At 65.7% G+C, this 21,212-nt stretch carries 27 protein-coding genes and 1 tRNA gene; 18 read left to right on the forward strand and 10 right to left on the reverse strand.

Annotated elements, in window-relative coordinates:
• The first annotated feature begins 26 nt into the window (after window positions 1-26).
• Window positions 27-1,751: a thiamine pyrophosphate-binding protein gene (locus tag AC07YS_RS28195; protein WP_495269653.1), complete on the forward strand. Its 1,725-nt coding sequence runs from the start codon at window positions 27-29 to the stop codon at window positions 1,749-1,751.
• Here AC07YS_RS28195 and AC07YS_RS28200 read toward each other — a convergent pair.
• The gene (locus AC07YS_RS28200; RefSeq protein WP_062473468.1) at window positions 1,717-2,010 is read right to left on the reverse strand and encodes a hypothetical protein; all 294 of its coding nucleotides are present in this window, start codon (window positions 2,008-2,010) and stop codon (window positions 1,717-1,719) included. The genes AC07YS_RS28195 and AC07YS_RS28200 overlap by 35 nt on opposite strands.
• A 103-nt stretch (window positions 2,011-2,113) precedes the next feature.
• On the opposite strand from AC07YS_RS28200, the gene AC07YS_RS28205 reads away from it, so the two are divergent.
• Window positions 2,114-2,893: a helix-turn-helix domain-containing protein gene (locus AC07YS_RS28205; RefSeq protein WP_495269652.1), complete on the forward strand. Its 780-nt coding sequence runs from the start codon at window positions 2,114-2,116 to the stop codon at window positions 2,891-2,893.
• Window positions 2,894-2,933: 40 nt separating this feature from the next.
• Here AC07YS_RS28205 and AC07YS_RS28210 read toward each other — a convergent pair whose 3' ends face one another.
• Both AC07YS_RS28210 and AC07YS_RS28215 read right to left on the reverse strand, forming a co-directional pair.
• Window positions 2,934-3,377: an SWIB/MDM2 domain-containing protein gene (locus AC07YS_RS28210; RefSeq protein WP_062473465.1), complete on the reverse strand. Its 444-nt coding sequence runs from the start codon at window positions 3,375-3,377 to the stop codon at window positions 2,934-2,936.
• Window positions 3,378-3,532: 155 nt separating this feature from the next.
• Window positions 3,533-4,462: a DMT family transporter gene (locus AC07YS_RS28215; RefSeq protein ID WP_495269651.1), complete on the reverse strand. Its 930-nt coding sequence runs from the start codon at window positions 4,460-4,462 to the stop codon at window positions 3,533-3,535.
• 35 nt (window positions 4,463-4,497) lie between these two features.
• On the opposite strand from AC07YS_RS28215, the gene AC07YS_RS28220 reads away from it, so the two are divergent.
• A complete protein-coding gene (locus AC07YS_RS28220; protein ID WP_495269650.1) occupies window positions 4,498-4,890 on the forward strand; it encodes a gamma-glutamylcyclotransferase family protein in 393 nt (130 codons plus the stop codon).
• A gap of 233 nt (window positions 4,891-5,123) precedes the next feature.
• A complete protein-coding gene (aceA, locus tag AC07YS_RS28225) occupies window positions 5,124-6,455 on the forward strand; it encodes an isocitrate lyase (RefSeq protein WP_056579731.1) in 1,332 nt (443 codons plus the stop codon).
• A 97-nt stretch (window positions 6,456-6,552) separates the two neighbouring features.
• Here aceA and AC07YS_RS28230 read toward each other — a convergent pair whose 3' ends face one another.
• Window positions 6,553-7,521, reverse strand: coding sequence for a GlxA family transcriptional regulator (locus tag AC07YS_RS28230; RefSeq protein ID WP_159271180.1), 969 nt, complete (start codon window positions 7,519-7,521; stop codon window positions 6,553-6,555).
• Window positions 7,522-7,642: 121 nt separating this feature from the next.
• On the opposite strand from AC07YS_RS28230, the gene AC07YS_RS28235 reads away from it, so the two are divergent.
• The 11 genes from AC07YS_RS28235 to AC07YS_RS28285 all read left to right on the forward strand — a co-directional run bounded on the left by AC07YS_RS28235 (window position 7,643) and on the right by AC07YS_RS28285 (window position 17,041).
• Entirely contained in the window at window positions 7,643-7,957 is a 315-nt protein-coding gene (locus AC07YS_RS28235; RefSeq protein ID WP_495269649.1) for a putative quinol monooxygenase, read from the forward strand.
• A 17-nt stretch (window positions 7,958-7,974) separates the two neighbouring features.
• On the forward strand, window positions 7,975-8,772 hold the full coding sequence (locus AC07YS_RS28240; RefSeq protein WP_495269648.1) for a thioesterase family protein: 798 nt from the start codon (window positions 7,975-7,977) through the stop codon (window positions 8,770-8,772).
• A 216-nt stretch (window positions 8,773-8,988) separates the two neighbouring features.
• On the forward strand, window positions 8,989-10,896 hold the full coding sequence (thrS, locus tag AC07YS_RS28245; RefSeq protein WP_062473452.1) for a threonine--tRNA ligase: 1,908 nt from the start codon (window positions 8,989-8,991) through the stop codon (window positions 10,894-10,896).
• Window positions 10,897-10,997: 101 nt separating this feature from the next.
• Window positions 10,998-11,621 (forward strand): translation initiation factor IF-3, encoded by a 624-nt coding sequence (infC, locus tag AC07YS_RS28250; protein WP_082818065.1) that lies wholly within the window; start codon window positions 10,998-11,000, stop codon window positions 11,619-11,621.
• A 153-nt stretch (window positions 11,622-11,774) separates the two neighbouring features.
• Window positions 11,775-11,978, forward strand: a complete 204-nt coding sequence (rpmI, locus tag AC07YS_RS28255) for a 50S ribosomal protein L35 (RefSeq protein WP_007832497.1) — start codon at window positions 11,775-11,777, stop codon at window positions 11,976-11,978.
• 24 nt (window positions 11,979-12,002) lie between these two features.
• Window positions 12,003-12,362, forward strand: coding sequence for a 50S ribosomal protein L20 (gene rplT, locus AC07YS_RS28260; RefSeq protein WP_007832499.1), 360 nt, complete (start codon window positions 12,003-12,005; stop codon window positions 12,360-12,362).
• Between the two features lie 112 nt (window positions 12,363-12,474).
• A complete protein-coding gene (pheS, locus tag AC07YS_RS28265; RefSeq protein WP_056579739.1) occupies window positions 12,475-13,551 on the forward strand; it encodes a phenylalanine--tRNA ligase subunit alpha in 1,077 nt (358 codons plus the stop codon).
• A gap of 45 nt (window positions 13,552-13,596) precedes the next feature.
• Complete coding sequence (gene pheT, locus AC07YS_RS28270) at window positions 13,597-16,038, forward strand: phenylalanine--tRNA ligase subunit beta (protein WP_495269647.1); 2,442 nt, start codon at window positions 13,597-13,599, stop codon at window positions 16,036-16,038.
• Between the two features lie 2 nt (window positions 16,039-16,040).
• Window positions 16,041-16,415, forward strand: coding sequence for an integration host factor subunit alpha (locus tag AC07YS_RS28275; RefSeq protein ID WP_095747662.1), 375 nt, complete (start codon window positions 16,041-16,043; stop codon window positions 16,413-16,415).
• A gap of 64 nt (window positions 16,416-16,479) precedes the next feature.
• Entirely contained in the window at window positions 16,480-16,938 is a 459-nt protein-coding gene (locus AC07YS_RS28280; protein ID WP_354345139.1) for a MerR family transcriptional regulator, read from the forward strand.
• A 26-nt stretch (window positions 16,939-16,964) separates the two neighbouring features.
• A tRNA-Pro gene (locus tag AC07YS_RS28285) sits at window positions 16,965-17,041 on the forward strand.
• A gap of 98 nt (window positions 17,042-17,139) precedes the next feature.
• On the opposite strand, the gene AC07YS_RS28290 is transcribed toward AC07YS_RS28285, so the two are convergent.
• The 3 genes from AC07YS_RS28290 to AC07YS_RS28300 are packed head-to-tail and all read right to left on the reverse strand — an operon-like array spanning window position 17,140 to window position 18,861.
• The gene (locus AC07YS_RS28290; protein ID WP_495269646.1) at window positions 17,140-18,276 is read right to left on the reverse strand and encodes a site-specific integrase; all 1,137 of its coding nucleotides are present in this window, start codon (window positions 18,274-18,276) and stop codon (window positions 17,140-17,142) included.
• Entirely contained in the window at window positions 18,254-18,478 is a 225-nt protein-coding gene (locus AC07YS_RS28295) for an NrdR family transcriptional regulator (RefSeq protein ID WP_495269645.1), read from the reverse strand. Before AC07YS_RS28295 ends, AC07YS_RS28290 begins: the two co-directional genes overlap by 23 nt.
• Window positions 18,475-18,861, reverse strand: a complete 387-nt coding sequence (locus tag AC07YS_RS28300; protein WP_495269644.1) for a DUF4031 domain-containing protein — start codon at window positions 18,859-18,861, stop codon at window positions 18,475-18,477. The genes AC07YS_RS28295 and AC07YS_RS28300 overlap by 4 nt, the downstream gene beginning before the upstream one ends.
• A gap of 26 nt (window positions 18,862-18,887) precedes the next feature.
• Between AC07YS_RS28300 and AC07YS_RS28305 the strand changes: the two genes are divergently transcribed.
• Both AC07YS_RS28305 and AC07YS_RS28310 read left to right on the forward strand, forming a co-directional pair.
• Window positions 18,888-19,151, forward strand: coding sequence for a hypothetical protein (locus AC07YS_RS28305; RefSeq protein WP_495269643.1), 264 nt, complete (start codon window positions 18,888-18,890; stop codon window positions 19,149-19,151).
• A gap of 6 nt (window positions 19,152-19,157) precedes the next feature.
• On the forward strand, window positions 19,158-19,772 hold the full coding sequence (locus tag AC07YS_RS28310) for a hypothetical protein (RefSeq protein ID WP_495269642.1): 615 nt from the start codon (window positions 19,158-19,160) through the stop codon (window positions 19,770-19,772).
• A 5-nt stretch (window positions 19,773-19,777) separates the two neighbouring features.
• On the opposite strand, the gene AC07YS_RS28315 is transcribed toward AC07YS_RS28310, so the two are convergent.
• Genes AC07YS_RS28315 through AC07YS_RS28325 form a run of 3 tightly spaced genes read right to left on the reverse strand, consistent with a single transcriptional unit; the run spans window position 19,778 to window position 20,992 of the window.
• A complete protein-coding gene (locus AC07YS_RS28315; protein WP_495269641.1) occupies window positions 19,778-19,978 on the reverse strand; it encodes a hypothetical protein in 201 nt (66 codons plus the stop codon).
• Window positions 19,968-20,426: a hypothetical protein gene (locus tag AC07YS_RS28320; protein ID WP_495269640.1), complete on the reverse strand. Its 459-nt coding sequence runs from the start codon at window positions 20,424-20,426 to the stop codon at window positions 19,968-19,970. The genes AC07YS_RS28315 and AC07YS_RS28320 overlap by 11 nt, the downstream gene beginning before the upstream one ends.
• Window positions 20,423-20,992 (reverse strand): DNA cytosine methyltransferase, encoded by a 570-nt coding sequence (locus AC07YS_RS28325; RefSeq protein ID WP_495269639.1) that lies wholly within the window; start codon window positions 20,990-20,992, stop codon window positions 20,423-20,425. Before AC07YS_RS28325 ends, AC07YS_RS28320 begins: the two co-directional genes overlap by 4 nt.
• On the opposite strand from AC07YS_RS28325, the gene AC07YS_RS28330 reads away from it, so the two are divergent.
• Complete coding sequence (locus AC07YS_RS28330; protein WP_495269638.1) at window positions 20,993-21,178, forward strand: hypothetical protein; 186 nt, start codon at window positions 20,993-20,995, stop codon at window positions 21,176-21,178.
• Window positions 21,179-21,212 lie beyond the last annotated feature (34 nt).

Below are 21,212 nucleotides of genomic sequence, written 5' to 3' on the forward strand. Positions count from 1 at the left end.
ATTTGCAACTGAGGTTCGAACTTTCCATGAGTACATCACAACCCGCGGGCCACCTGATCGTCGAGTGCCTGGTCGAACAGGGCATGGAACTCGCCTTCGGCGTGCCGGGCGAGAGCTTCCTGGCGGTGCTCGACGGCTTCCATGCCTACCGCGACCGCGCGCGTTTCGTGGTGAACCGGCAGGAGGGCGGCGCGGCTTTCATGGCCGAGGCGCACGGCAAGCTCACGGGGCGCCCGGGCGTGTGCTTCGTGACGCGCGGGCCGGGTGCGACCAATGCCTCGATCGGCGTGCACAACGCGTTCCAGGATTCGACGCCGATGGTGCTGTTGGTGGGCGACGTCGGCAGCGACTTCCGCGACCGCGAGGCCTTCCAGGAAGTGGACTACGCCAGCTTCTTCGGGCCGAGCACCAAGGGTTTCGCCAAGCGCGTGGAGCGCATCGACGACGCCGACCGCATTCCCGAGTACGTCGCGCGCGCCTTCGCCACCGCGATGAACGGCCGGCCGGGCCCGGTCGTGCTGGTGCTGCCCGAGGACATGCTGCGCACCGAGACGGCGGCACGCCCGCTGGCGCGTGTGGAGGCGGTCCAGCCGTGGAGCGACCCGGGCGCGCTGCGTACGCTGCGCGAGTTGCTGCTGAAGTCGCAGCGCCCGCTACTGATCGCCGGCGGCGGCGGTTGGACGCCGCAGGCCGCGCAGGCGCTGCAGCGCTTCGCCGAGAACTGGCGCCTGCCGGTGGCGAACGCCTTCCGCTTCCAGGACACCTTCGACAACCACCACCCGCAGTACGCGGGCGACGTGGGCATCGCCATCAACCCGAAGCTCGCGCAGCACGTGAAGGATGCCGACCTGGTCCTGGCCATCGGCCCGCGCCTGGGCGAGATGACGACCGGCGGCTACACGCTGCTCGAAGCGCCGAAGGCGAAGCAGACGCTGGTGCACATCCATGCGAGCGCCGAGGAGCTGAACCGCGTCTACCAGGCCGACCTGGCGATCAACGCCGGCATGAGCGCCGCGGCGCGCAGCCTCGAGGTGCTGAGCGCGCCGCCCTCGCTGCCATGGGAAGCCTGGACGCAGCAGTTGCACGCCGACTACGAAGCCTGGCTGCAGCCGCAGGCGCTCACCGGCATGCCGGCCGAGACGCCGCGCGGGGCGGTCGACATGGCGGTCGTGGTGGCGCTGCTGCAGAAGCACCTGCCGGCGGATGCGGCCATCACCAACGGCGCCGGCAACTTCGCGAGCTGGGTGCACCGCTACTTCCGCTACCACGGGCTCGCCAAGGGCGCCAAGACGCAGCTGGCGCCCACCAGCGGCGCGATGGGCTACGGCGTGCCGGCGGGCATTGCCGCGAGCATCGCCACCGGGCGCGTGGCCTTCACCATCGCGGGCGACGGCGACTTCCTGATGAACGGGCAGGAGCTGGCCACGGCCTCGCAGCACGGCGGCAAGAGCATCGTCGTGCTGCTCAACAACGGCATGTTCGGCACGATCCGCATGCACCAGGAGCGCGAGTACCCCGAGCGCACCAGCGGCACCGCGCTGCGCAACCCCGACTTCTGCGCCCTGGCGCGCGCCTACGGCTACGCGGCCGAGCGCGTCACCGAGACGTCGCAGTTCGAGGCCGCGCTGCTGCGCGCGCTGGCGGCCGACACCGGCACGCTGATCGAGATCCCGCTCGACCCCGAAGTGATCACTACGCGCGGCACGCTGGCGTCGATCACGCGCGCGGCGAAGCAGCAGGCGCAGGGCTGAGCGTCACGCGATGGCGGGCCACCTCGTCGCGCAGCGCAGGCGAGCGCAGTTCGAAGACGTCGAACAGGCCGAGCGCGTCGAGCGTGGGAATCAGCGCCGCGAGGTCGTCGCGGGCGACGCGGCGTTCGTCGGCCGTGGCGTTCGGGTCTTCGAGCACGCGCGCATTGGCGAGGAAGGCGCCGACCGAGCCCTTGCGCACTGTGTGGCCGTCGATGACGGTGAAGTCCTGTCCGTCGGGAATGATGTCTTGCGCTTTCATGGCGGTTCCTTGGTGAGTCGGGTGGAGATGCATTCGATGCTAGGCAGCAGGGCCGTGCCCGGCTTGCGGCGCGGGGCCAATCGATACCGCTCGCGGGCCAGCCATGGCGGCTGAATCGCCCGCCACGCTCTGGCGCTACGCGCACGAGGCACCGCGCGTCACGGGCTGCCACGCGCACGCGACCGGCCAGCTGTTCGCGCTGCGCGAAGGCCTGCAGGTCATCGAGACGCCCGCGGGGCGCTGGGTGCAGCCGCCGGGATGGATCGGCTGGATCGCGCCGCGCTGCGCCCATGCCGCGCAGAGCCTCGGGGCCACGGCGGGATGGCACCTGCACATCGATGCGTCGGTGGCGCAGGCCTTGCCGGAGGGGCCGCATGTCTTTGCCGCCACGCCGCTGGTGCGGGAGCTGGTGGCGCGGCTGATGTCGCTGGACCCATCCGACGCACTGCAGGAGCCCCGCCGCGCGCGATTGGTGGGTGTGCTGGTCGACGAGTTGGCGGCCGGCGGGCGCGAGTCGCTGCACCTGCCCATGCCGCAGGACCCGCGGCTGGTGGCGATGGCGCGTGCGCTGGCAGACGATCCTGCGCTGGCCGACGGCATCGACGACTGGGCCGATCGCATTGGCATGGCCCGGCGCACGCTCACGCGCCGCTTCGCCGCAGAGACCGGACTGAGCTTCACGCAATGGCGCCAGCAGGCGCGTTTGCTGAAGGCCGTGGAGTTGCTGAGCCTGCGCGAGCCAGTGACGGCGGTGGCGCTGACGGTGGGCTACAGCTCGGTGAGCGCCTTCATCGAGGCCTTCCGCAAGCACTTCGGCTGCACGCCCGCGCGCTTCTTTGAGGCGGGTGAAGGCTTGCTGCAGGCGAAAAAAAAGCCCGCATGACGCGGGCTTTTTGACTCAGGAGCACGAGGCCCCCGAACACTTACTTGACGTGCTTGCCAATCAGCGCAGCCAGTTCGAACATCGAAACCTGGGCCTTGCCGAAGATTTCCTTCAGCTTGGCGTCGGCGTTGATGTTGCGCTTGTTGGCCTTGTCTTGCAGGTTGTTCTTCTTGATGTAGTCCCACAGCTTGCTCACCACAGCGGTGCGCGGCAGAGGCGTCGAACCGACCACAGCGGCCAGGGCCGGGCTGGGGGTCAGGGCCTTCATGAACGCAGCGTTGGGGGTGCGCTTCTTGGCGGGAGCGGCCTTCTTTGCAGGAGCCTTCTTCGCCGGTGCAGCCTTCTTTGCAGGAGCAGCCTTCTTGGCGGGCGCCGCTGCCTTCTTGGCCGGAGCGGCCTTCTTTGCAGGAGCCGCAGCCTTCTTTGCGGGAGCGGCCTTCTTTGCCGGAGCTTTCTTGGCCGGAGCCTTCTTTGCAGTTGCCATGGTTGATTTCCTTTTTTGGTTGAACGTTCACCAATGAAAAACTTGCGTCTCCAGTGGCAATGCGGATGCTAAATGAGAAAAAACGCGTTTCCAAGGGAAAAAGCGCTTTTTTCATTGGGAGCTGTTGTTTTTTCAGAGGGGGGAAGGGACGTTGTTCACGTTCGTCGCCCCGGCCACGTCGCCAGCACCACGCCCACGAGGGCGATCGCGAAGGCAAGCAGCTGCGGCGAAGTGAGGTTTTCCCCGAGCACGAGCACGCCCACGAGCGCCGCGCTGACGGGCAGCAGCACAGTGAAGACACCCGCTTGTGCCGCTGGTACGTGGCGAAGTCCGGTCATCCACAGCCACACGGTCCAGATGCTGGCGGCCAGTGCGTAGGCGACCAGCAGCGCCCAGGTGCCGAAGCGCACGGCGGTGAAGTCGAACTGCAGCGCGAACCAGATGCCGAAGGGCATCGACAGCACGAAGCCCCACAGGTTGATGAGCGACGCGATGCGCTTGGGCCCCAGCTTGCCGGTGAGCGACTTGCCGATCACAGCGTAGGCGGCCTCGCAGAGCACCGCGCAGAACACGAGCAGGTTGCCCAGCCAGGGCATCGACGGTGCGCCGACCGTACTGCCGGTGGTGGCCGGTGCATGCGTCGGCGTGAAAGCGAGCAGGCCGATGCCGAGCGCGGCGCAGCCGATGGCCAGCCCGATGCGCGCCGTGATGCGCTCGCGCAGGAAGAGCCAGCTCGCCACCGCGACCACGGCGGGGATCGACGCCATGATCACGCCCGCCGACACCGCGCTCGTGAGGCTTACGCCGAACAGCATGCAGATCGAGAACAGGAAGTTGCCGAGGAAGGACTCGAGGAACACGAGCCCGCGCGTGCGTGCGCTCATGGGCGGCTCGTCGGGCGTGGGCTGGAGCCAATGCGGCATGGCGAGTGCCGCGATGCCGAAGCGCAGCCAAGCCAGCAGCAGCACCGGGAAGGCTGCCACCAGCGGCTTGGAGAGGGCGACGTAGATGCCGACGAGCGACATGCTCAAGGCCAGGCAGCCGTAGGCCACGAGGCGGCCGGAGGTGGAAGCGGCGGGGTTCAATAGACTGGGCGCTGGTTGTTGATCGGATGGATTCGATGATGCCCCACGTTCTTGTCTACGGCACGCTGCGGCGCGGCGGGCGCAACGACATCGCGCGCTACCGGCCGGCGCCGGTGTTCGTCGGCGGGGCCGTCATCGCGGGCACGCTGTACGACCTGGGCGCGTACCCGGGCGTGGTGCTCGGTGGCGCGGGGCGCGTGAAGGGCGAGGTCTATCGCGTCGCGCCGCAGGTCGAGCGCGAACTCGACCGGCTCGAGGAAGTGGCCGACGACGATTCGGGCGAGTACATCCGGCGCCGCGTGCGCGTGGTGGTGGGCGCGCAATCGATCGACTGCCTGGTCTACGAGATCCATCCGACGCGCATCGCGGGCCGCCACGTGATCGACAGCGGCGACTGGATCGCGCATGCGGCGGGCATCGCGGGATAGGCGCAGGTTTTCACAACCGAAAGAGCAATTCCGCATCGCGAAACTTCAAACTGCTGCGCCGCAATATTTTTTCTCGATATGAGAAAAATAATTTCTCATTGAGAAATATATCTGTAAGTTGTTGATTTTGTTGGTTCAAAAATATGTCTTCTATAAGACATAAGAGTCCGCAATCGGATTACAGTAACACCACGGCCGCAACGCCAACCTTCAATCAACCTCACGGAGTGACCATGCCCCAGACCCTGAACGAACAACTGAGCCGCGAACAGCAAATTGCCGCCCTCGAAAAGGACTGGGCCACCAACCCCCGCTGGAAGGGCGTGAAGCGCGGCTACAGCGCAGCCGACGTGGTTCGCCTGCGCGGTTCGCTCCCCATCGAGCACACGCTGGCCAAGCGCGGCGCTGAAAAGCTCTGGGCCAAGATCAACGGCGGTGCCAAGAAGGGTTACGTGAACGCCTTCGGCGCGATCTCCGCCGGCCAGGCGATGCAGCAGGCCAAGGCAGGCCTCGAAGCCGTGTACCTGTCGGGTTGGCAAGTCGCCGCCGACGGCAACACCTCGGAAACGATGTACCCCGACCAGTCGCTGTACGCCTACGACTCGGTGCCGACGATGGTCCGTCGCATCAACAACACCTTCAAGCGCGCTGACGAAATCCAGTGGGGCCGCGGCATCAACCCGGGCGACAAGGAATTCATCGACTACTTCCTGCCGATCGTCGCGGACGCGGAAGCCGGCTTCGGCGGCGTGCTGAACGCCTTCGAACTGATGAAGAACATGATCGCGTCGGGCGCTGCCGGTGTGCACTTCGAAGACCAGCTGGCGGCCGTCAAGAAGTGCGGTCACATGGGCGGCAAGGTGCTCGTGCCGACGCAGGAAGCCTGCGAGAAGCTGATCTCGGCGCGTTTCGCCGCCGACGTCATGGGCGTGTCGACCATCGTCCTTGCCCGCACCGATGCGGAAGCCGCGAACCTGATCACGTCCGACCACGACGCCAACGACAAGCCCTTCCTGACCGGCGAGCGCACGCAAGAAGGCTTCTACCGCGTCAAGAACGGCCTGGAGCAAGCCATCAGCCGCGGCGTCGCCTACGCCCCGTACGCCGACCTGGTGTGGTGCGAAACCGGCGTGCCGGACATCGGCTTTGCCCGTGAATTCGCGCAAGCCGTGCACGCCGCCTGCCCCGGCAAGCTGCTGTCGTACAACTGCTCGCCGTCGTTCAACTGGAAGAAGAACCTGGACGACAAGCAGATCGCCTCGTTCCAGGAAGACCTGTCGGCACTGGGCTACAAGTACCAGTTCATCACGCTGGCCGGCATCCACATCAACTGGTTCAACACCTTCCAGTTCGCCCACGCGTATGCCAACGGCGAAGGCATGAAGCACTACGTGAACATGGTGCAGGAACCCGAGTTCGCCGCACGCGACAAGGGCTACACCTTCGTGTCGCACCAGCAGGAAGTCGGCGCCGGCTACTTCGACGACGTGACCACCGTGATCCAGGGCGGCTCGTCCAGCGTGAAGGCGCTGACCGGTTCGACCGAAGAAGAACAGTTCCACTGAGCTGCCTTCGTTGATCGCTGAGTGACGGCGCGTTGCGCTGTCGCCCCCAAGCCCGGCCTCGTGCCGGGCTTTTTCGTGGGCGCTCGACGGGCGAGGCTCAGGCTTCGAGGCGCACCTCGCGCACGCCGCGCCCCAGCCGCTGGCGCAGCAGCGTGCGCAAGGTGACGCCGTCCGCGTAGCCGACCATGCCCGCGATCTGCTCGAGGCTCTTGTTGCTGGTCTTGAGCAGGTGCACGGCGCGTTCGACGCGCAGGTCCTGCACGTACGACAGCGGGCTCTTGCCCAGCACTTGCTGCATGCGCCGGGCCAGCGTGCGCTTGCTGGTGCCCGCGGCCTGCGCCGCTTCGTCGAGCGAGAAACCCTCGGCCAGCCGCCCGCGCGCCCAGCGCTCGAAGCGCTCCACCAGCGGGTCGGCATGCGAGAGGTGGTCGGAGATCACGTAGGCCGACTGCGACGGGCGCGAGTCCACGATGAGGTAGCGCGCGACCAGCGCCGCGAGTTCGGGGCTGGCCTGGCGCACCAGCCACAGCGCCATGTCGACGTGGCTCAGCGCCGCGCCCGCCGTGACGAGCGGCCCCGAGCTGACCAGCATGCGCGAATCGTCGAGCAGCACTGCCGGGTAGCGCTGCCGGAAGAGCGTGGCCAGCCACCAGGTGGTGGTCGCCTTGTGGCCCGCGAGCACGCCGGCTTCCGCCAGCACGAAGGTGCCGATGCACGCGGCGGCGATGCAGCCGCCGTCTTCGGCACGCGCGCGCAGTGCCGCGCAGGCATCGCGGACGTCGGCGCGTTGCAGGGCAGGCTCCAGCGTCTCGGGCATCTTGCAGCCGAGCGCCGGAACGACGAGCCAGTCGGTGGCGGCGCCGGTGTCGGCCAGCGTGTGCGTCACCGGCACGGTGAAACCCTGGGCGGTGCGCACGCGCTTGCGGGTGCCCACGATGGTGACGTCGAAAGGCGCCACGTCGAGTTGCAGCATGGCGGCGAGTTCGTTCGCGGTGGTGAAGACATCGAGCACCGTGGCCAGGCCGGAGTCGAACACGCCGTCGAGGGCGAGGACATCGAGTTTCATGGCAATAACGATACCAAAGATGTCAAAAAAGCCAATGGCCCAGAGGGCGGGGCTTGCCTAGAGTCCATGCCAGCGCCGCGCAATCCCGTGCGCCGTTGTTGTCCACCCCAGGAGATGTCCCATGATCAAGTTCGCACTGTTCGCCCGCCTCGAGGCCGAGCCCGGCAAGGAAGCCGCCGTCCAGCAATTCCTCGAGGCCGGCCTGGCCATGGCGCGCGAGGAAAAGACCACGCCGATCTGGTTTGCGCTGCGGCTGTCGCCCAGCACCTTCGGCGTGTTCGATGCGTTCGAGGACGAAGCCGGTCGCCAGGCGCACCTGAGCGGCCCGATTGCCCAGGCCCTGATGGCGCAGGCGCCCGAGCTGTTCGCCGGGCCGCCCTCGATCGAGCCGATCGAGGTGCTGGGCCTCAAGAACGTGGCGGCCGCGGCGTCGTGAGCGTGCAGGTGCAGCCCATGACGACACCTATCGGCGACCCGGTGTTCGTCAGCGATGGCGAACGCTTCGTGCCCACCGAGGCGGCCATCGGCCCGTGGTCCGCCGACGCCCTGCAGGGCAGCGCGACTGCCGCGCTGCTCGTGCGCGCGCTCCAGGCGCACGAGGCAAGCGGTGGCCGCGAGGTGGCGCGGCTGGGCTTCGATTTCTGGCGCCCGGCGACCCGGGCGCCGATCACGCTCGAATTCACCCTGCTGCGCGACGGCGCCAAGGCGCGCACGGTGGCGTTCGACATGGTCCAGGATGGCAAGTCCGTGCTGCGTTGCACCGCCTTGCTGCTGCGCAGCGGGCAGACGCCCGCACTGCCGGCCGCCGACGCCTTCGCCGCCGCGACGTTCGCACCGCCGGAAGAGGGCGCGCCCATTCCCGCGGCAGCGTCCCGCATGAGCCCGTTCTTTGCCGGCGTGGACGTGCGCATGGCACGCGGGCAGATTCTCGAGCCCGGCCCGGCTGCGGCATGGTTGCGCCTGGGCCGGTCGCTGGTCGACGCCGAGGCCGCATCGCCGCTGGCCCAGGTGGCCTCGGCGGCCGATCTCGTGGCGGGTATCTCGCAGTGGGCGCATCCGGCGCGGCTGGGCTTCGTCAATGCCGACCTGACGATCAATCTGCGGCGGGCGCCGCGCGGCGACTGGGTGCTGGTCGATGCCCTCACGCTTGCGGGCCCGATGGGCACGGGCTATGCCGTCGGGCAGCTGCACGACCGCGACGGGCCGGTCGGGCAGTGCGTTTCCAGCCTCCTGTTCGAGGCGCGCGGCTGAAGCGGGCAGCGGCTAGAATCGCCCACTCTGCACTCAACAAGAGCGAGAAAGGCACCTTGGTTATGACACCGCGAACTACCCCGCAAGGATTCAGCGGCTTTTTCTTCTTCGAAGGAAAGGGCCGGTAGCCCCGCGCTCGCTGGTTTTTCCAGCGCACCAACCAAGCAAAGCGCGGCATCCACCGCGCTTTTTTGTTTTTCTCCCCGAGGTTTTCACATGATCCAGATCACGCTCCCCGACAACTCGCGCCGCGAGTTCCCCGGCCCGGTTTCGGTGGCCGAAGTGGCCCAGTCCATCGGCCCCGGCCTCGCCAAGATGACGGTGGCCGGCAAGATCGACGGCAAGCTCGTCGATGCCAGCGACGTCATCGACCGCGACGCCAGGCTGCAGATCATCACGCCCAAGGACGACGAGGGCCTGGAGATCATCCGCCACTCGACGGCCCACCTGGTCGGCCATGCGGTGAAACAGCTGTACCCGACGGCCAAGATGGTGATCGGGCCCGTGATCGACGAAGGCTTCTACTACGACATCTCGTTCGAGCGCCCGTTCACGCCCGAGGACATGGCCGCCATCGAGGCGCGCATGCGCGAGCTGATCGCGCAGGACTACGACGTGATCAAGAAGATGACGCCGCGTGCGGAAGTCATCGAGGTCTTCAAGTCGCGCGGCGAGGACTACAAGCTGCGCCTCGTCGAAGACATGCCCGACGAGCAGGCCATGGGCCTGTACTACCACCAGGAATACGTCGACATGTGCCGCGGCCCGCACGTGCCGAACACGCGTTTCCTGAAGGTCTTCAAGCTCACGAAGCTGGCCGGCGCCTACTGGCGCGGCGACGCCAAGAACGAGCAGCTGCAGCGCATCTACGGCACGGCCTGGGCCGACAAGAAGCAGCTGGACCAGTACATCCAGCGCATCGAGGAAGCCGAGAAGCGCGACCACCGCAAGCTGGGCAAGGAACTCGACCTGTTCCACATCGACGAAGTGGCGCCGGGCGTGGTGTTCTGGCACCCCAAGGGCTGGGCGGTCTGGCAGCAGGTCGAGCAGTACATGCGTGGCATCTACCGCGACACGGGCTACTGGGAAGTGAAGGGCCCGCAGATCCTGGACAAGAGCCTGTGGGAGAAGACGGGCCACTGGCAGAACTACCGCGACAACATGTTCACGACGGAGTCGGAGAAGCGCGAGTACGCGCTCAAACCGATGAACTGCCCGGGCCACGTGCTGATCTTCAAGAGCGACCTGCGCAGCTACCGCGACCTGCCGCTGCGCTACGGCGAGTTCGGCCAGTGCCACCGCAACGAACCCAGCGGCGCGCTGCACGGCATCATGCGCGTGCGCGGCTTCACGCAGGACGACGGCCACATCTTCTGCACGGAAGACCAGATCCTCGACGAATGCATCGCCTACACGGCGCAGCTGCAGAAGGTCTATGCCGACTTCGGCTTCACGGACATCCTCTACAAGGTCGCGACGCGGCCCGAGAACCGCGTCGGCTCGGACGAGCTGTGGGACAAGGCCGAGCACGCGGTGATGGAATCGCTGCGCCGCTCGGGCGTGGACTTCGTCATCTCGCCCGGCGACGGCGCCTTCTACGGCCCGAAGATCGAGTACACGCTGCGCGACGCCATCGGCCGCCACTGGCAATGCGGCACGATGCAGGTCGACTTCAACACGGCCGAGCGACTGGGCGGGGAGTACGTCACGGAATCGAGCGGTCGGGCCCACCCGGTGATGCTGCACCGCGCCATCGTCGGCAGCCTCGAGCGCTTCATCGGCATGCTGATCGAACACCACTCCGGCGCCATGCCCGCGTGGCTCGCTCCGGTGCAGGTGGCGGTGCTCAATATCAGCGAAGGACAGGCCGACTACGCGGCGCAAGTTGCGAAAACGCTGCAAAATCAAGGGCTTAGAGTTCAGCTGGATCTGCACAACGAAAAGATTACGTATAAAATACGGAAGCATTCGTTGCAAAAGCTCCCTTACATCCTCGTCGTGGGTGACAAGGAAAAGGAAGCAGGTGCCGTCGCAGTGCGCGCCCGGGGCAATCAAGACCTCGGTGCAATGTCCCTCGAATCGTTCACGCAACGGCTCGTCCAGGACGTTGCTGACAAGCGTTGATTTGTCTCTGAAACACCCCATATGTTTCTCTGCCATCTCGTGCCGCCTGTCCGCGAAGACTGAGCGGCGATCGCTACAGATTTTGTAGCAAACTTTGAAGGATTCTGACCATCGCTACTGCATTTCGCGACCGCCGCCACCGCGAGGAACGCCAACACCGCCTGAACCGGGAAATCATGGCCCCGGAAGTCCGCCTGGTCGGCCCGGAAAACGAGCCATTGGGTGTCATGAGCCTTTCCGAAGCCTTGCGCCTTGCGGGTGAGGCTGACGTGGATCTGGTGGAGGTCGTTGCTGCGGCCAATCCGCCCGTGTGCCGCCTGATCGAGTACGGAAAGTTCAAGTACCACGAGCAGAAGAAGGCAGCCGAGGCGAAGTCGAAGCAGAAGGTCATCGAGGTCAAGGAAATCAAGTTCCGGCCCGGTACCGACGATGGCGACTACAACATCAAGATGCGCAACATCAGGCGCTTTCTTGAAGAGGGCGACAAATGCAAGATCACGCTGCGCTTCCGCGGCCGCGAGATCACGCACCAGGAGCTCGGTCTGGCACTCTTGCAGCGCATTCGCGACGAGCTGGGCGACACGATCATGGTCGAGCAGTTCCCGAAGCTGGAAGGCCGTCAGATGATCATGATGATCGCTCCGGGCCGCAAGAAGGTTGGCGGCGCGGCGCCGAAGCCGGCAGCAGATGCTGCGCCGGCAGCAGCGCCCACGGCAACCGCCTGAGGCATTTGCAGTAGACGGGTTTTGAAGGGATTTCGCCCTGGCCCGCATTTCGAAAGAAGTGCAGGCGGGGGCGAGATAAAGAAGTGTCTCGGGGCCAACAAGTCCGTGGAGTATCCGCGGCGCCTCACGAGCACAAACTAAAGGAGCATTCACATGCCCAAAATGAAGACCAAGAGCAGCGCGAAAAAACGTTTCCGCGTTCGTCCCGGTGGCACCGTCAAGCGCGGTCAAGCCTTCAAGCGTCACATCTTGACGAAGAAGACCACCAAGAACAAGCGTCACCTGCGTGGTGCAGTCGCAGTGCATGAGACCAACATGGTTTCTGTCGCCGCCATGCTGCCCGGTCGTGGCATTTAACTCAGACGAACAAGGAGTACACACATGCCTCGCGTCAAACGTGGTGTAACGGCTCGCGCCCGCCACAAAAAAGTTCTCGCACTCGCCAAGGGTTTTCGCGGTCGCCGCGGTAATGTCTTCCGCGTCGCCAAACAGGCGGTGATGAAGGCTGGGCAATATGCCTACCGTGACCGCCGTACCAAGAAGCGCGTGTTCCGTCAGCTGTGGATCGCGCGTATCAACGCCGCCTCGCGTGAACTGGGCCTGACCTACAGCCAGTTCGCCAACGGCATCCGCAAGGCCGGTATCGAGATCGACCGCAAGATGCTTGCGGACATCGCCGTGCACGACAAGGCCGCTTTTGCCGGCATCGTGGAGCAGGTCAAGGCCAAGCTGGCTGCTTGATTTTGCACAGCAGGTTGCCGTCTCCGGACGGCTTCTTGCGCCCACGGCTCAAGGGCTGGCGCTTGAAAAGGCTCCAGCTCTTTTTTATTTCCCCTCGAAGATTTTTGTTGCTATGAACGAGTTGGACTCCCTGGTCGACACCGCACGCGCCGCCTTCGCCGAAGCGAAAACGCCCGCAGAGCTCGAAAACGCCAAGGCCCAGTTCCTTGGCAAGTCGGGCCGCATCACCGAGCTGATGAAGGGCATGGCCGCGCTGAGTGTCGAAGAGAAGAAGTCCCGCGGCGCCGCGATCAACGTCGGCAAGCAGGCCATCGAGGCCGCACTGACCGACCGCCGCCAGCAACTCGCCGACGAAGAACTCTCGCTGCAGCTGCGCGCCGAAGCGCTCGACGTGAGCCTGCCCGGCCGCCACCGCGCCGGCGGCGGACTGCACCCCGTGAGCCGCACGCTGGAGCGCATCGAGGAAATCTTCTCGAGCATGGGCTTCGACGTGGCCGACGGCCCCGAGATCGAGAGCGACTGGCACAGCTTCACCTCGCTCAACAACCCGCCCAACCACCCGGCGCGTTCGATGCAGGACACCTTCTACGTCGACCTCAAGGGCGACGACGGCATTCCCTACAACCTGCGTCCGCACACCAGCCCGATGCAGGTGCGCTACGCCCACCAGCACACCAAGAAGTACGCGGCCGAGTTCGCCGCTGCTGCTGCCGACACCACCGGCACCGTGAAGGCGCCCGAGATCCGCGTGATCGCGCCCGGGCGCACCTACCGCGTCGACAGCGACGCCACCCACTCGCCCATGTTCCACCAGTGCGAAGGCCTGTGGCTCGGCGAGAACGTCAGCTTCAAGGACCTGAAGGTCGTCTTCACCGACTTCTGTCGCACCTTCTTCGAGCGCGACGACCTCGTGCTGCGCTTCCGCCCGAGCTTCTTTCCGTTCACCGAGCCGAGCGCCGAGATCGACATCCAGTTCGCGAGCGGCCCGCTGGCCGGCCGCTGGCTCGAAGTCGCCGGCTCCGGCCAGGTGCACCCGAACGTCGTGCGCAATATGGGCCTCGACCCTGAGCGCTACATCGGCTTCGCTTTCGGCATGGGCCCCGATCGGCTCACCATGTTGCGCTACGGCGTGAACGACCTGCGCCTGTTCTTCGACGGCGACCTGCGTTTTCTCTCGCAGTTCCAGTAAGCACGTCCTTTCCACAGATAAAAAAACCAGATCGAGATCGAAGAGATGCAATTCCCGGAATCCTGGCTGCGCGAGTTCTGCAACCCGCCCCTCGACAGCGCCGCACTGGCCGAAACGCTCACCATGGGCGGCTTCGAAGTCGAAGAGCGCCGTCCGGTGGCGCCGCCTTTCACGCGCATCGTGGTCGGCGAAATCAAGGAAGCCGAGCAGCACCCGAATGCCGATCGCCTGCGCGTGTGCCAGGTCGACGTGGGGCAGGGCGCTTTGCTGAACATCGTGTGCGGCGCGCCCAATGCGCGCGTCGGCATCAAGGTGCCGTGCGCCCTCGTCGGCGCCGAACTGCCGCCGGGTGAAGACGGCAAGCCCTTCCTCATCAAGCTGGGCAAGCTGCGCGGCGTCGAGAGCCAGGGCATGCTGTGCTCGGCGCGCGAGCTGAAACTGAGCGAAGACCACGGCGGTCTGCTCGAACTCGACGCCGACGCGCCCCTCGGTGCCGATGTGCGCGACGTGCTCAAGCTCGACGACGCGCTGCTCACGCTCAAGCTCACGCCGAACCTGGCGCACGGCCTGAGCGTGTACGGCGTGGCGCGCGAACTCGCCGCACTCACCGGCGCACCGCTGAAGACGCCGGCCATTGCGCCCGTGGCCACGTCGTTCTCCGATGTGCTGCCGGTCAAGGTCGAGGCACCCGACCTGTGCGGCCGCTTCTCGGGCCGCATCGTGCGCGGCGTGAACACCAAGGTCGCCACGCCCGCGTGGATGGTCGAGCGCCTCGCGCGCTGTGGCCAGCGCAGCGTGACGCCGCTGGTCGACATCTCGAACTACGTGATGTTCGAGTACGGCCAGCCCAGCCATATCTTCGACCTCGACAAGATCCACGGCGGCCTCACGGTGCGCTGGGGCAAGGCGGGCGAACAGCTCAAGCTGCTCAACGGCACGACGATCACCGTCGACGAAAAGGTCGGCGTCATCGCCGACGACCGCGAGGTCGAATCGCTCGCCGGCATCATGGGCGGCGACGCCACCTCGGTGACCGACGACACGCGCAACATCTACGTCGAGGCCGCGTTCTGGTGGCCCGAGGCTGTGCAGGGCCGCTCGCGTCGCTTCAACTTCTCGACCGACGCCGGCCACCGCTACGAGCGCGGCGTCGACCCGAGCCGCACGGTGCAGATCATCGAGCGCATCACGCAACTGGTCGTCGAGATCTGCGGCGGCGAAGCCGGCAAGATGGACGACCAGACTTTGCGCCTGCCCGAGGCCGCGCCCGTCACGCTGCGCGTGGCCCGTGCCGCGCGCGTCATCGGCATGCCGCTGACGCAGGCGCAATGCGCCGACGCACTCCACCGCCTCGGTTTCGAAATCACCGAAGGCGAAGGCACGCTGACCGTCACGCCGCCGCCGCACCGTTTCGACCTGCTGATCGAGGAAGACCTCATCGAAGAAGTGGCGCGCCTGATCGGCTTCAACAACCTGCCGACCACCGCGCCGCTCGCGCCCATCACGGCCCGCGTGCGCCCCGAGGCGCAGCGCAGCCGCTTCGCGGTGCGCCGCAGCGTTGCAGCGCTGGGTTACCAGGAAACCATCAACTTCAGCTTTGTCGAAGCGCACTGGGAGCAGGACCTGGCGGGCAACGCCAACCCGGTCAAGCTGCTGAACCCCATCGCCAGCCAGATGAGCGTGATGCGCTCGTCGCTGCTCGGCTCGCTGCTGCAGGTGCTCAAGTTCAACCTCGACCGCAAGGCACCGCGCGTGCGCGTGTTCGAGTTGGGCCGCGTGTTCCTGCGCGACGACAGCGTCGTTACCACCGACAGCACCGTGCGCGGCGTGAACCAGCCCATGCGCGTGGCCGGCCTGGCCTGGGGCGACGCCGAGGCGTCGCGCTGGGACGGCAAGCCGCAGCGCGCCGACTTCTACGACGTCAAGGGCGATGTCGAAGCGCTGCTCGCGCCGCGCGTGCCGACCTTCGAAGCGGCGGAGCACCCCGCGCTGCACCCCGGCCGTTCGGCCCGCGTGCTGCTCGACGGCCAGGCCATCGGCTTCATCGGCGAACTGCATCCGCGCTGGCGCCAGAAGTGGGACTTCACCCAGGCGCCCGTGCTGTTCGAACTCGACCTCAACGCCGTCACGGCGCGGCCCGTGCCCGTGGCGCAGCCGGTGCCCAAGCACCAGGCCGTCGAACGCGACATCGCGGTGGTCGTGGCCGAAGCGGTGTCGCACGACGCGCTGATGCAGGCTATTCGCGCGGGCGCGTCCGCCTCGGGCCTGCTGCGCGATGCGACGCTGTTCGACATCTACCGTCCGCAGCCCCTGCGCGAAGGCGCCGTGGCGGCGCCAGGTGCGCTGGCACCGGGCGAGAAGAGCATGGCCGTGCGCCTGACCTTCCAGAGCGATGCCGCCACGCTGACGGACGAGCAGGTCGAACCCGCTGTCCGTGCAATCGTCGAACAACTGGGCGCCACCCTGGGCGGCCGCTTGAGAGGATGAAGATGAACGCCGCCGAATTCACGCTCGAAGCCCTCGAAACGCCGGCGCTCACCAAGGCGCACCTGGCCGACCTGCTGTTCGAGCAGATCGGCCTGAACAAGCGTGAGTCGAAGGACATGGTGGAGGCGTTCTTCGAGCTCGTGGCCAGCAGCCTGATCGAAGGCACGGACGTGAAGATCTCGGGCTTCGGCAACTTCCAGATCCGCGTGAAGGCGCCGCGTCCCGGACGCAACCCGCGCACCGGCGAAGCCATTCCGATCGGCGAGCGCCGCGTGGCCACCTTCCATGCGAGCGCCAAGCTCAAGGAGCAGATCCAGGGCAGCGTCGAGCCGCAGGGCGGCACTTCCGAAGTCGAGTGGAGCCTGGGCGCGGAATAGTGCTTGGTGCTGTGCGGCCGCGTAGAGTAATCTATGAGGTTTCCCGCGCACAGTCTTGATTTCAATGGAGAAAACGCTCCCGCCGATTCCCGTCAAACGCTACTTCACCATCGGTGAGGTCGGCGAGCTCTGCGGCGTGAAGCCGCACGTGCTGCGCTATTGGGAGCAGGAGTTCACCCAGCTGCGCCCGATGAAGCGGCGCGGCAACCGCCGCTACTACCAGCACCACGAAGTGCTGATGATTCGCCGCATCCGCGACCTGCTCTACGACCAGGGCTTCACCATCAGCGGTGCGCGCAACAAGCTGCAGGAACTCACGCAGGGCGAGCGCGACCGTCGCAAGGCGGGCGAAGTACCGCTCGAAGGCCTGGAGGCCATCGAGATCGGCCAGGAAGAATTCGACGCCGCCGTGCACGAGGAACCGAGGCCCTCGGCGGCCGCGCAGACCGTCGATCTGTCGCAGTTGTTGCACCTTCGCCGCGAACTCTTTGAAATTCGTGAGCTTCTGACTGTCGGACACTGAATTTAGCCCGCTATAATCGAGAGCTTCGGTGTGTGGCGCAGCCTGGTAGCGCACTTGCATGGGGTGCAAGGGGTCGAAGGTTCGAATCCTTTCACACCGACCAAAATCAGTAGATAGATCAACGGGTTAGAGCCAAAAGCTCTGACCCGTTTTTCTTTGCGTCTGACAAATGAGAGGTGGTTCTGACAAACCCAGAGGTTTTCAGCCCTCTCCACGCCCCCCAATTGCAGATGGCAAGGGGGTCCCGACGGGCACCTTGCGACGGTAGACGCGCTTCGTGACCTTCACGTCTTCGTGGTGCAGCAACTCCTGCGCGGCAACGTCCGAGTCGGCGTCTGAGGCCGCCTTCGCACGCATGTCGTGGAACGTGATCTCCCGGGCCGCCAGGCTGAGCTTCGTGCGCACCACGCGCCACAGGCTCTTGAACGCTTCCTTGCCGTACGGGTTGCCCTGCTTCGTGATGAACAGGTAGTCGCTGGGCAGACTTGCCGCGCCGCCGCGGTTCTTCTTTCTCAGCTCGAGCGCGCGCGTCAGCGCCCGCCAGAGGTCGGGCGTCATGGCGTAGGTCTTCGTCACGTGGCCCTTTTCGTTGCGCTTCTTCGTCACGCGCAGTTCGATGCGGTCTTCGTTGAAGTCGCCGATCCTGATGTCGAAGATCATGCCGGCCCGCGCGCCGGTCTGGGTGCTGATCTCGAGCATGCACTGCAGCACCGGACTCGCCGCCTCGTAGATCTGGCAGTAGCGCTGGTCGCTGACGTACTGGTCGCGAGGCGTTTCCGGCAAGTACTCGATGCCCTCGCACGGGTTGAAGGTGGTCAGGCCCCAGCGCACTCGCGCCAGGCGGAACATGCGCGACAGCAGTTGGATGTCCTTGTTGGCTGACGACGCGCGGTCGCGGTTGTCGTGCAGGTGCTGCGTGATGGTCACCGCGCTCATGTAGCCCGGCAGCAGGGCCTGCAGTTCGTTCTTCGGGTAGCGCTTCGTGCGAAACGCCTCACGCAGGCGCCGGATGCGATCCTCGTATTCTTCTTTGGTCTTCTCGCGCTTGATGGTGGGAAACTCGTCGGCCTCGTACTTTCGGATGATTTCCTCGACGGTACCGACCACGTCGTCATCGGGCACGGCGGCCACCAACGCAGGCGACACGTGCTTCTCCCACCACAACCGCGCCAGGACTGGGGTGGTGCCGCAGTTCACCTTGATGCCCGCGGCCCGCAGCTTGACCTCGATCTCTTTCGTGAGGCCGTCGGTGCCGCGCCAGTACCAGATCCCATCGACCTTGCGCATCCCGCGCGGCAGATCGGGAATCTTCTTGTTAACCGTGCGCGGCCGCGGCATCGTCGAGTTCCTTGGACAAGCTGGTGAAGGTCCGCACGGCGGCGACGGCCGACTCCATGCGGTTGAGATTCTGTGCGTCGATCTCGACGGTGTTCCAGCGGTAGGCGCAGGCGTCGCAGTTGCGGAGGCGGGTGATCTTCGAGTCCCCACTGCGCGTGGAGAGCACGCGTTGCTCGGTGCTCGTGCAAGCCGGGCATTTCATGAGAGTTCCTTTGACCTGTCGCACAGTGGCACTTTCGCGTGCGACGCTGAATCAGCAGCGGCACGACGTTGGAATTTGTGCTGATTGAGCCAGCTCAAAGCGTCGGCTGCGGGCCCGAGCCGCCCGGTGATGCGCCGGCGCAGATTCATCGCGCTGGCCTGCAGCCACGAGATCTCGACAGCGCCCGCCTTCACAGCCAGCGTGCACTTGCCGAGCGCGATGTCGTTGTGGCTGTCGCTGATCTTCGCCGGGCTCTGCCACCACTTGCGCTGCACGCCGATGCGTTCGGCCATTGAGTGCAGCTCTTCGTCGGTGTCGGCCAGCATGTGGCACATCACCGTCCGCCCGAAGGCGACCTTCATGTCGTCGACGTACACCGTCATACTGCGGCTTTCAAAAGGAGACGGCCATGGCCACAGCCGACCGGGAAGAACACAGCGCTGAAGAAATTCGAGCAGAAGTACATCGGCGCATCCACGAGGGTGAAGAGGTGCGCGCCGACGGCGCAGAGATCACCGTGCCGATGCCTACCGCTTATGCCGCGGGGCAGCGCGAGCCGAACGGAAGCAACTGGACGATGGAAGTCTTCAGCAACGCGGGTGGTTACGAAGCGTGGGTGCTCCAAGTGCTGTACTCGGTGCAGTCCCGCTGGGATCTGGCCCCTGGCAATTGACGTCAGATGACTATCGACTTGCCCGCGTGGGTTCAGGCCATCGGCTCGGTCGCCGCGATTCTTGCTGCCATTCGGATCGCAAGAACTGAAGAGCGACAGCGACGAAGAGAAGCGATCGCAGCCGCTGGTGTAACGGCCGCCCTTGTTGGAACGAAGCTTCTGAATATTCGCGCCGCGATCACGGCGGTTCGCCTCTCGCACCGGGAGATTGCGACGCACCCCAACGGACTTCTGAGTTTCGTCGGGGCGGTCAATCAGGTGCTGGCAGTGCCGGTGCCTTCCGAAGAACAGTTGATAAGGTTGACCGCGTCGCCTCTGACCGGCGCCGAAGACCTTGCTGACCTCTGCTCCAGGCTTGAAAGGGTCGGAGCTCTCCTGCCGACAATAGATTGGTCTGCTGATGCACGCGGCGATCATGGGCCAGGGCTGAGCGCTACCGACGGCCTGCTCGAGGAACTGGCGAACATCGAGACCATGGCTGTCACAGCTCAGCACGCCCTGAACGACTTTCGGTCCGCACTGAGTTTCACCCGTGAGGTGGCGGAACTTCGTGAACAAGATGGCTCCCCGACGCGCCTTGGGGACTCGCTCAGGAAAGCCTTTCGTCGAATGTGGCCCTGACGTCTTCATGACATGCTCCTGCGTACCTGCACGAAGCGCTTGAGGAGCCGGTTGAGCAGAGTCGCCGTCCAAGTTTGAAGTTTGCGCTTCTGTGCGTCGACCGCCTTCTCGCATTCGGGGCAGATGGACTGAATGTCGTCGGTCTTGTACGAGTCGAGGAGATCGGCCAAGCGGGTGCCGGTCTTGCCGCAGATATCACAGGCCATGTGGAATTCCTCCTGCCTCGGCTTGGCGGCGCATGAGCGCGATCGATGCCGTCATGGCCTCACGCATCTGCTGCGGCGTGCTGTTGCGCAAGATTTCCTCGTAGACATCGAGCGCGGCGGCGACGGCCTGCAGGCCGGGCCCGTCGAAGCCATACCGGCCATGCCGGCCGCGGATGCCGTCGCAGCGGATCAGCGCATCACGCGCGGCTACCATTGGGGCGACGCATACCGGGTCGATCTGTTCGGCGCGCACGAGACCGACATTGATGCAGGCCGCGAGGCGGTCGAACGTGTCGTCATCGGTGCTGCCTGCGCGGAGCCGGCAGAAGGCATCGTGCAGTTTCGTCATTGCCTCCGTGACCGCCTCCGTGGGCGTGTCTTGGCGCGCAGCGATGAGCTGTTCCCAGATGGCCGGGTTCACGCGCGGGATGTGCGGGCGGCGCTTCATGCGGCCTCCAAGAGGCTGGCAATCACGTCGCGTGCGACAGGCGGGCACACGGCGTTGCCGAGCATGTGCATTGCCGCCTTGTGCTGCGATGGAAGTTGGTAGTCGGATGGGAAGCCCATCGCGGCGCGCGCTTCGTCCGCCTGCAGCATCCGCATGCGGTTGCCGCGCACAACGCCCCAGCGGTCAACTGTGGTGATGGTGCCGATGGGCTTGTGGATGCTTCGCCCGGTGAGGCCGGAGCCGCTGCCGTAGTACGGAATGAGGAAGCGACCGCAGCCGAGGTCCCGGCGGCCTTGATGGATGCGCCGAAGAGTCGCCAGGCTGCGCTTCGCGGTGCGGATGGGCGACCATGCTCCCGTGTCGAAGTTCACGATGGCGCTCGCGGGAATGTGCTCGCGCTGGGGCAACTTCAGGGAGATGGGGTGCTTGCTGCGCGTTCCGACGATGAACAGGCGGCTGCGGCGTTGAGGCACACCGTGATCGGCGGCATCGATCACCATTGGCGCAAGGGCATACCCGCATGAGCGCAAGGCGGCGACGGATCGCGCCTTGAAGGTGCTGAGCAAATGAGCCTGATGCAAACCTTGTTGGTTGCGCTCGGCCTGAGTGTGGCGGGCAATGCTGCACTCGGCTGGGCATGGGTGGGCGCGCGCGAGAAGTCGGCGACGACGCTTGTCGAGCGCGACAACGCCCGGGCCGCGGCCTCAGCCTGTAGTGATGCGACTGAAGAAAGACCTTCGCGACCTGGCTGACAAGCGCGGCGCCGAGGCGAAGAAGGCGCAGGCT

This window comes from Variovorax sp. GW458-11-26-14-LB1, assembly GCF_059423965.1.

What these genes read in the sequence shown, in the direction of transcription:
- AC07YS_RS28330 (WP_495269638.1), top strand. Translation starts at nt 20,993, where the DNA reads ATGAGCCTGATGCAAACCTTGTTGGTTGCGCTCGGCCTGAGTGTGGCG.
- AC07YS_RS28220 (WP_495269650.1), top strand. Translation starts at nt 4,498, where the DNA reads ATGATGCCCCACGTTCTTGTCTACGGCACGCTGCGGCGCGGCGGGCGC.
- AC07YS_RS28320 (WP_495269640.1), bottom strand. Translation starts at nt 20,426, where the DNA reads ATGAAGCGCCGCCCGCACATCCCGCGCGTGAACCCGGCCATCTGGGAA.
- rplT (WP_007832499.1), top strand. Translation starts at nt 12,003, where the DNA reads ATGCCTCGCGTCAAACGTGGTGTAACGGCTCGCGCCCGCCACAAAAAA.
- AC07YS_RS28290 (WP_495269646.1), bottom strand. Translation starts at nt 18,276, where the DNA reads ATGCCGCGGCCGCGCACGGTTAACAAGAAGATTCCCGATCTGCCGCGC.
- AC07YS_RS28280 (WP_354345139.1), top strand. Translation starts at nt 16,480, where the DNA reads ATGGAGAAAACGCTCCCGCCGATTCCCGTCAAACGCTACTTCACCATC.
- AC07YS_RS28310 (WP_495269642.1), top strand. Translation starts at nt 19,158, where the DNA reads ATGACTATCGACTTGCCCGCGTGGGTTCAGGCCATCGGCTCGGTCGCC.
- AC07YS_RS28240 (WP_495269648.1), top strand. Translation starts at nt 7,975, where the DNA reads ATGACGACACCTATCGGCGACCCGGTGTTCGTCAGCGATGGCGAACGC.
- pheS (WP_056579739.1), top strand. Translation starts at nt 12,475, where the DNA reads ATGAACGAGTTGGACTCCCTGGTCGACACCGCACGCGCCGCCTTCGCC.
- AC07YS_RS28295 (WP_495269645.1), bottom strand. Translation starts at nt 18,478, where the DNA reads ATGAAATGCCCGGCTTGCACGAGCACCGAGCAACGCGTGCTCTCCACG.
- AC07YS_RS28315 (WP_495269641.1), bottom strand. Translation starts at nt 19,978, where the DNA reads ATGGCCTGTGATATCTGCGGCAAGACCGGCACCCGCTTGGCCGATCTC.
- AC07YS_RS28305 (WP_495269643.1), top strand. Translation starts at nt 18,888, where the DNA reads ATGGCCACAGCCGACCGGGAAGAACACAGCGCTGAAGAAATTCGAGCA.
- AC07YS_RS28210 (WP_062473465.1), bottom strand. Translation starts at nt 3,377, where the DNA reads ATGGCAACTGCAAAGAAGGCTCCGGCCAAGAAAGCTCCGGCAAAGAAG.
- AC07YS_RS28275 (WP_095747662.1), top strand. Translation starts at nt 16,041, where the DNA reads ATGAACGCCGCCGAATTCACGCTCGAAGCCCTCGAAACGCCGGCGCTC.
- AC07YS_RS28230 (WP_159271180.1), bottom strand. Translation starts at nt 7,521, where the DNA reads ATGAAACTCGATGTCCTCGCCCTCGACGGCGTGTTCGACTCCGGCCTG.
- AC07YS_RS28205 (WP_495269652.1), top strand. Translation starts at nt 2,114, where the DNA reads ATGGCGGCTGAATCGCCCGCCACGCTCTGGCGCTACGCGCACGAGGCA.
- aceA (WP_056579731.1), top strand. Translation starts at nt 5,124, where the DNA reads ATGCCCCAGACCCTGAACGAACAACTGAGCCGCGAACAGCAAATTGCC.
- thrS (WP_062473452.1), top strand. Translation starts at nt 8,989, where the DNA reads ATGATCCAGATCACGCTCCCCGACAACTCGCGCCGCGAGTTCCCCGGC.
- AC07YS_RS28235 (WP_495269649.1), top strand. Translation starts at nt 7,643, where the DNA reads ATGATCAAGTTCGCACTGTTCGCCCGCCTCGAGGCCGAGCCCGGCAAG.
- AC07YS_RS28200 (WP_062473468.1), bottom strand. Translation starts at nt 2,010, where the DNA reads ATGAAAGCGCAAGACATCATTCCCGACGGACAGGACTTCACCGTCATC.
- AC07YS_RS28300 (WP_495269644.1), bottom strand. Translation starts at nt 18,861, where the DNA reads ATGACGGTGTACGTCGACGACATGAAGGTCGCCTTCGGGCGGACGGTG.
- AC07YS_RS28195 (WP_495269653.1), top strand. Translation starts at nt 27, where the DNA reads ATGAGTACATCACAACCCGCGGGCCACCTGATCGTCGAGTGCCTGGTC.
- pheT (WP_495269647.1), top strand. Translation starts at nt 13,597, where the DNA reads ATGCAATTCCCGGAATCCTGGCTGCGCGAGTTCTGCAACCCGCCCCTC.
- rpmI (WP_007832497.1), top strand. Translation starts at nt 11,775, where the DNA reads ATGCCCAAAATGAAGACCAAGAGCAGCGCGAAAAAACGTTTCCGCGTT.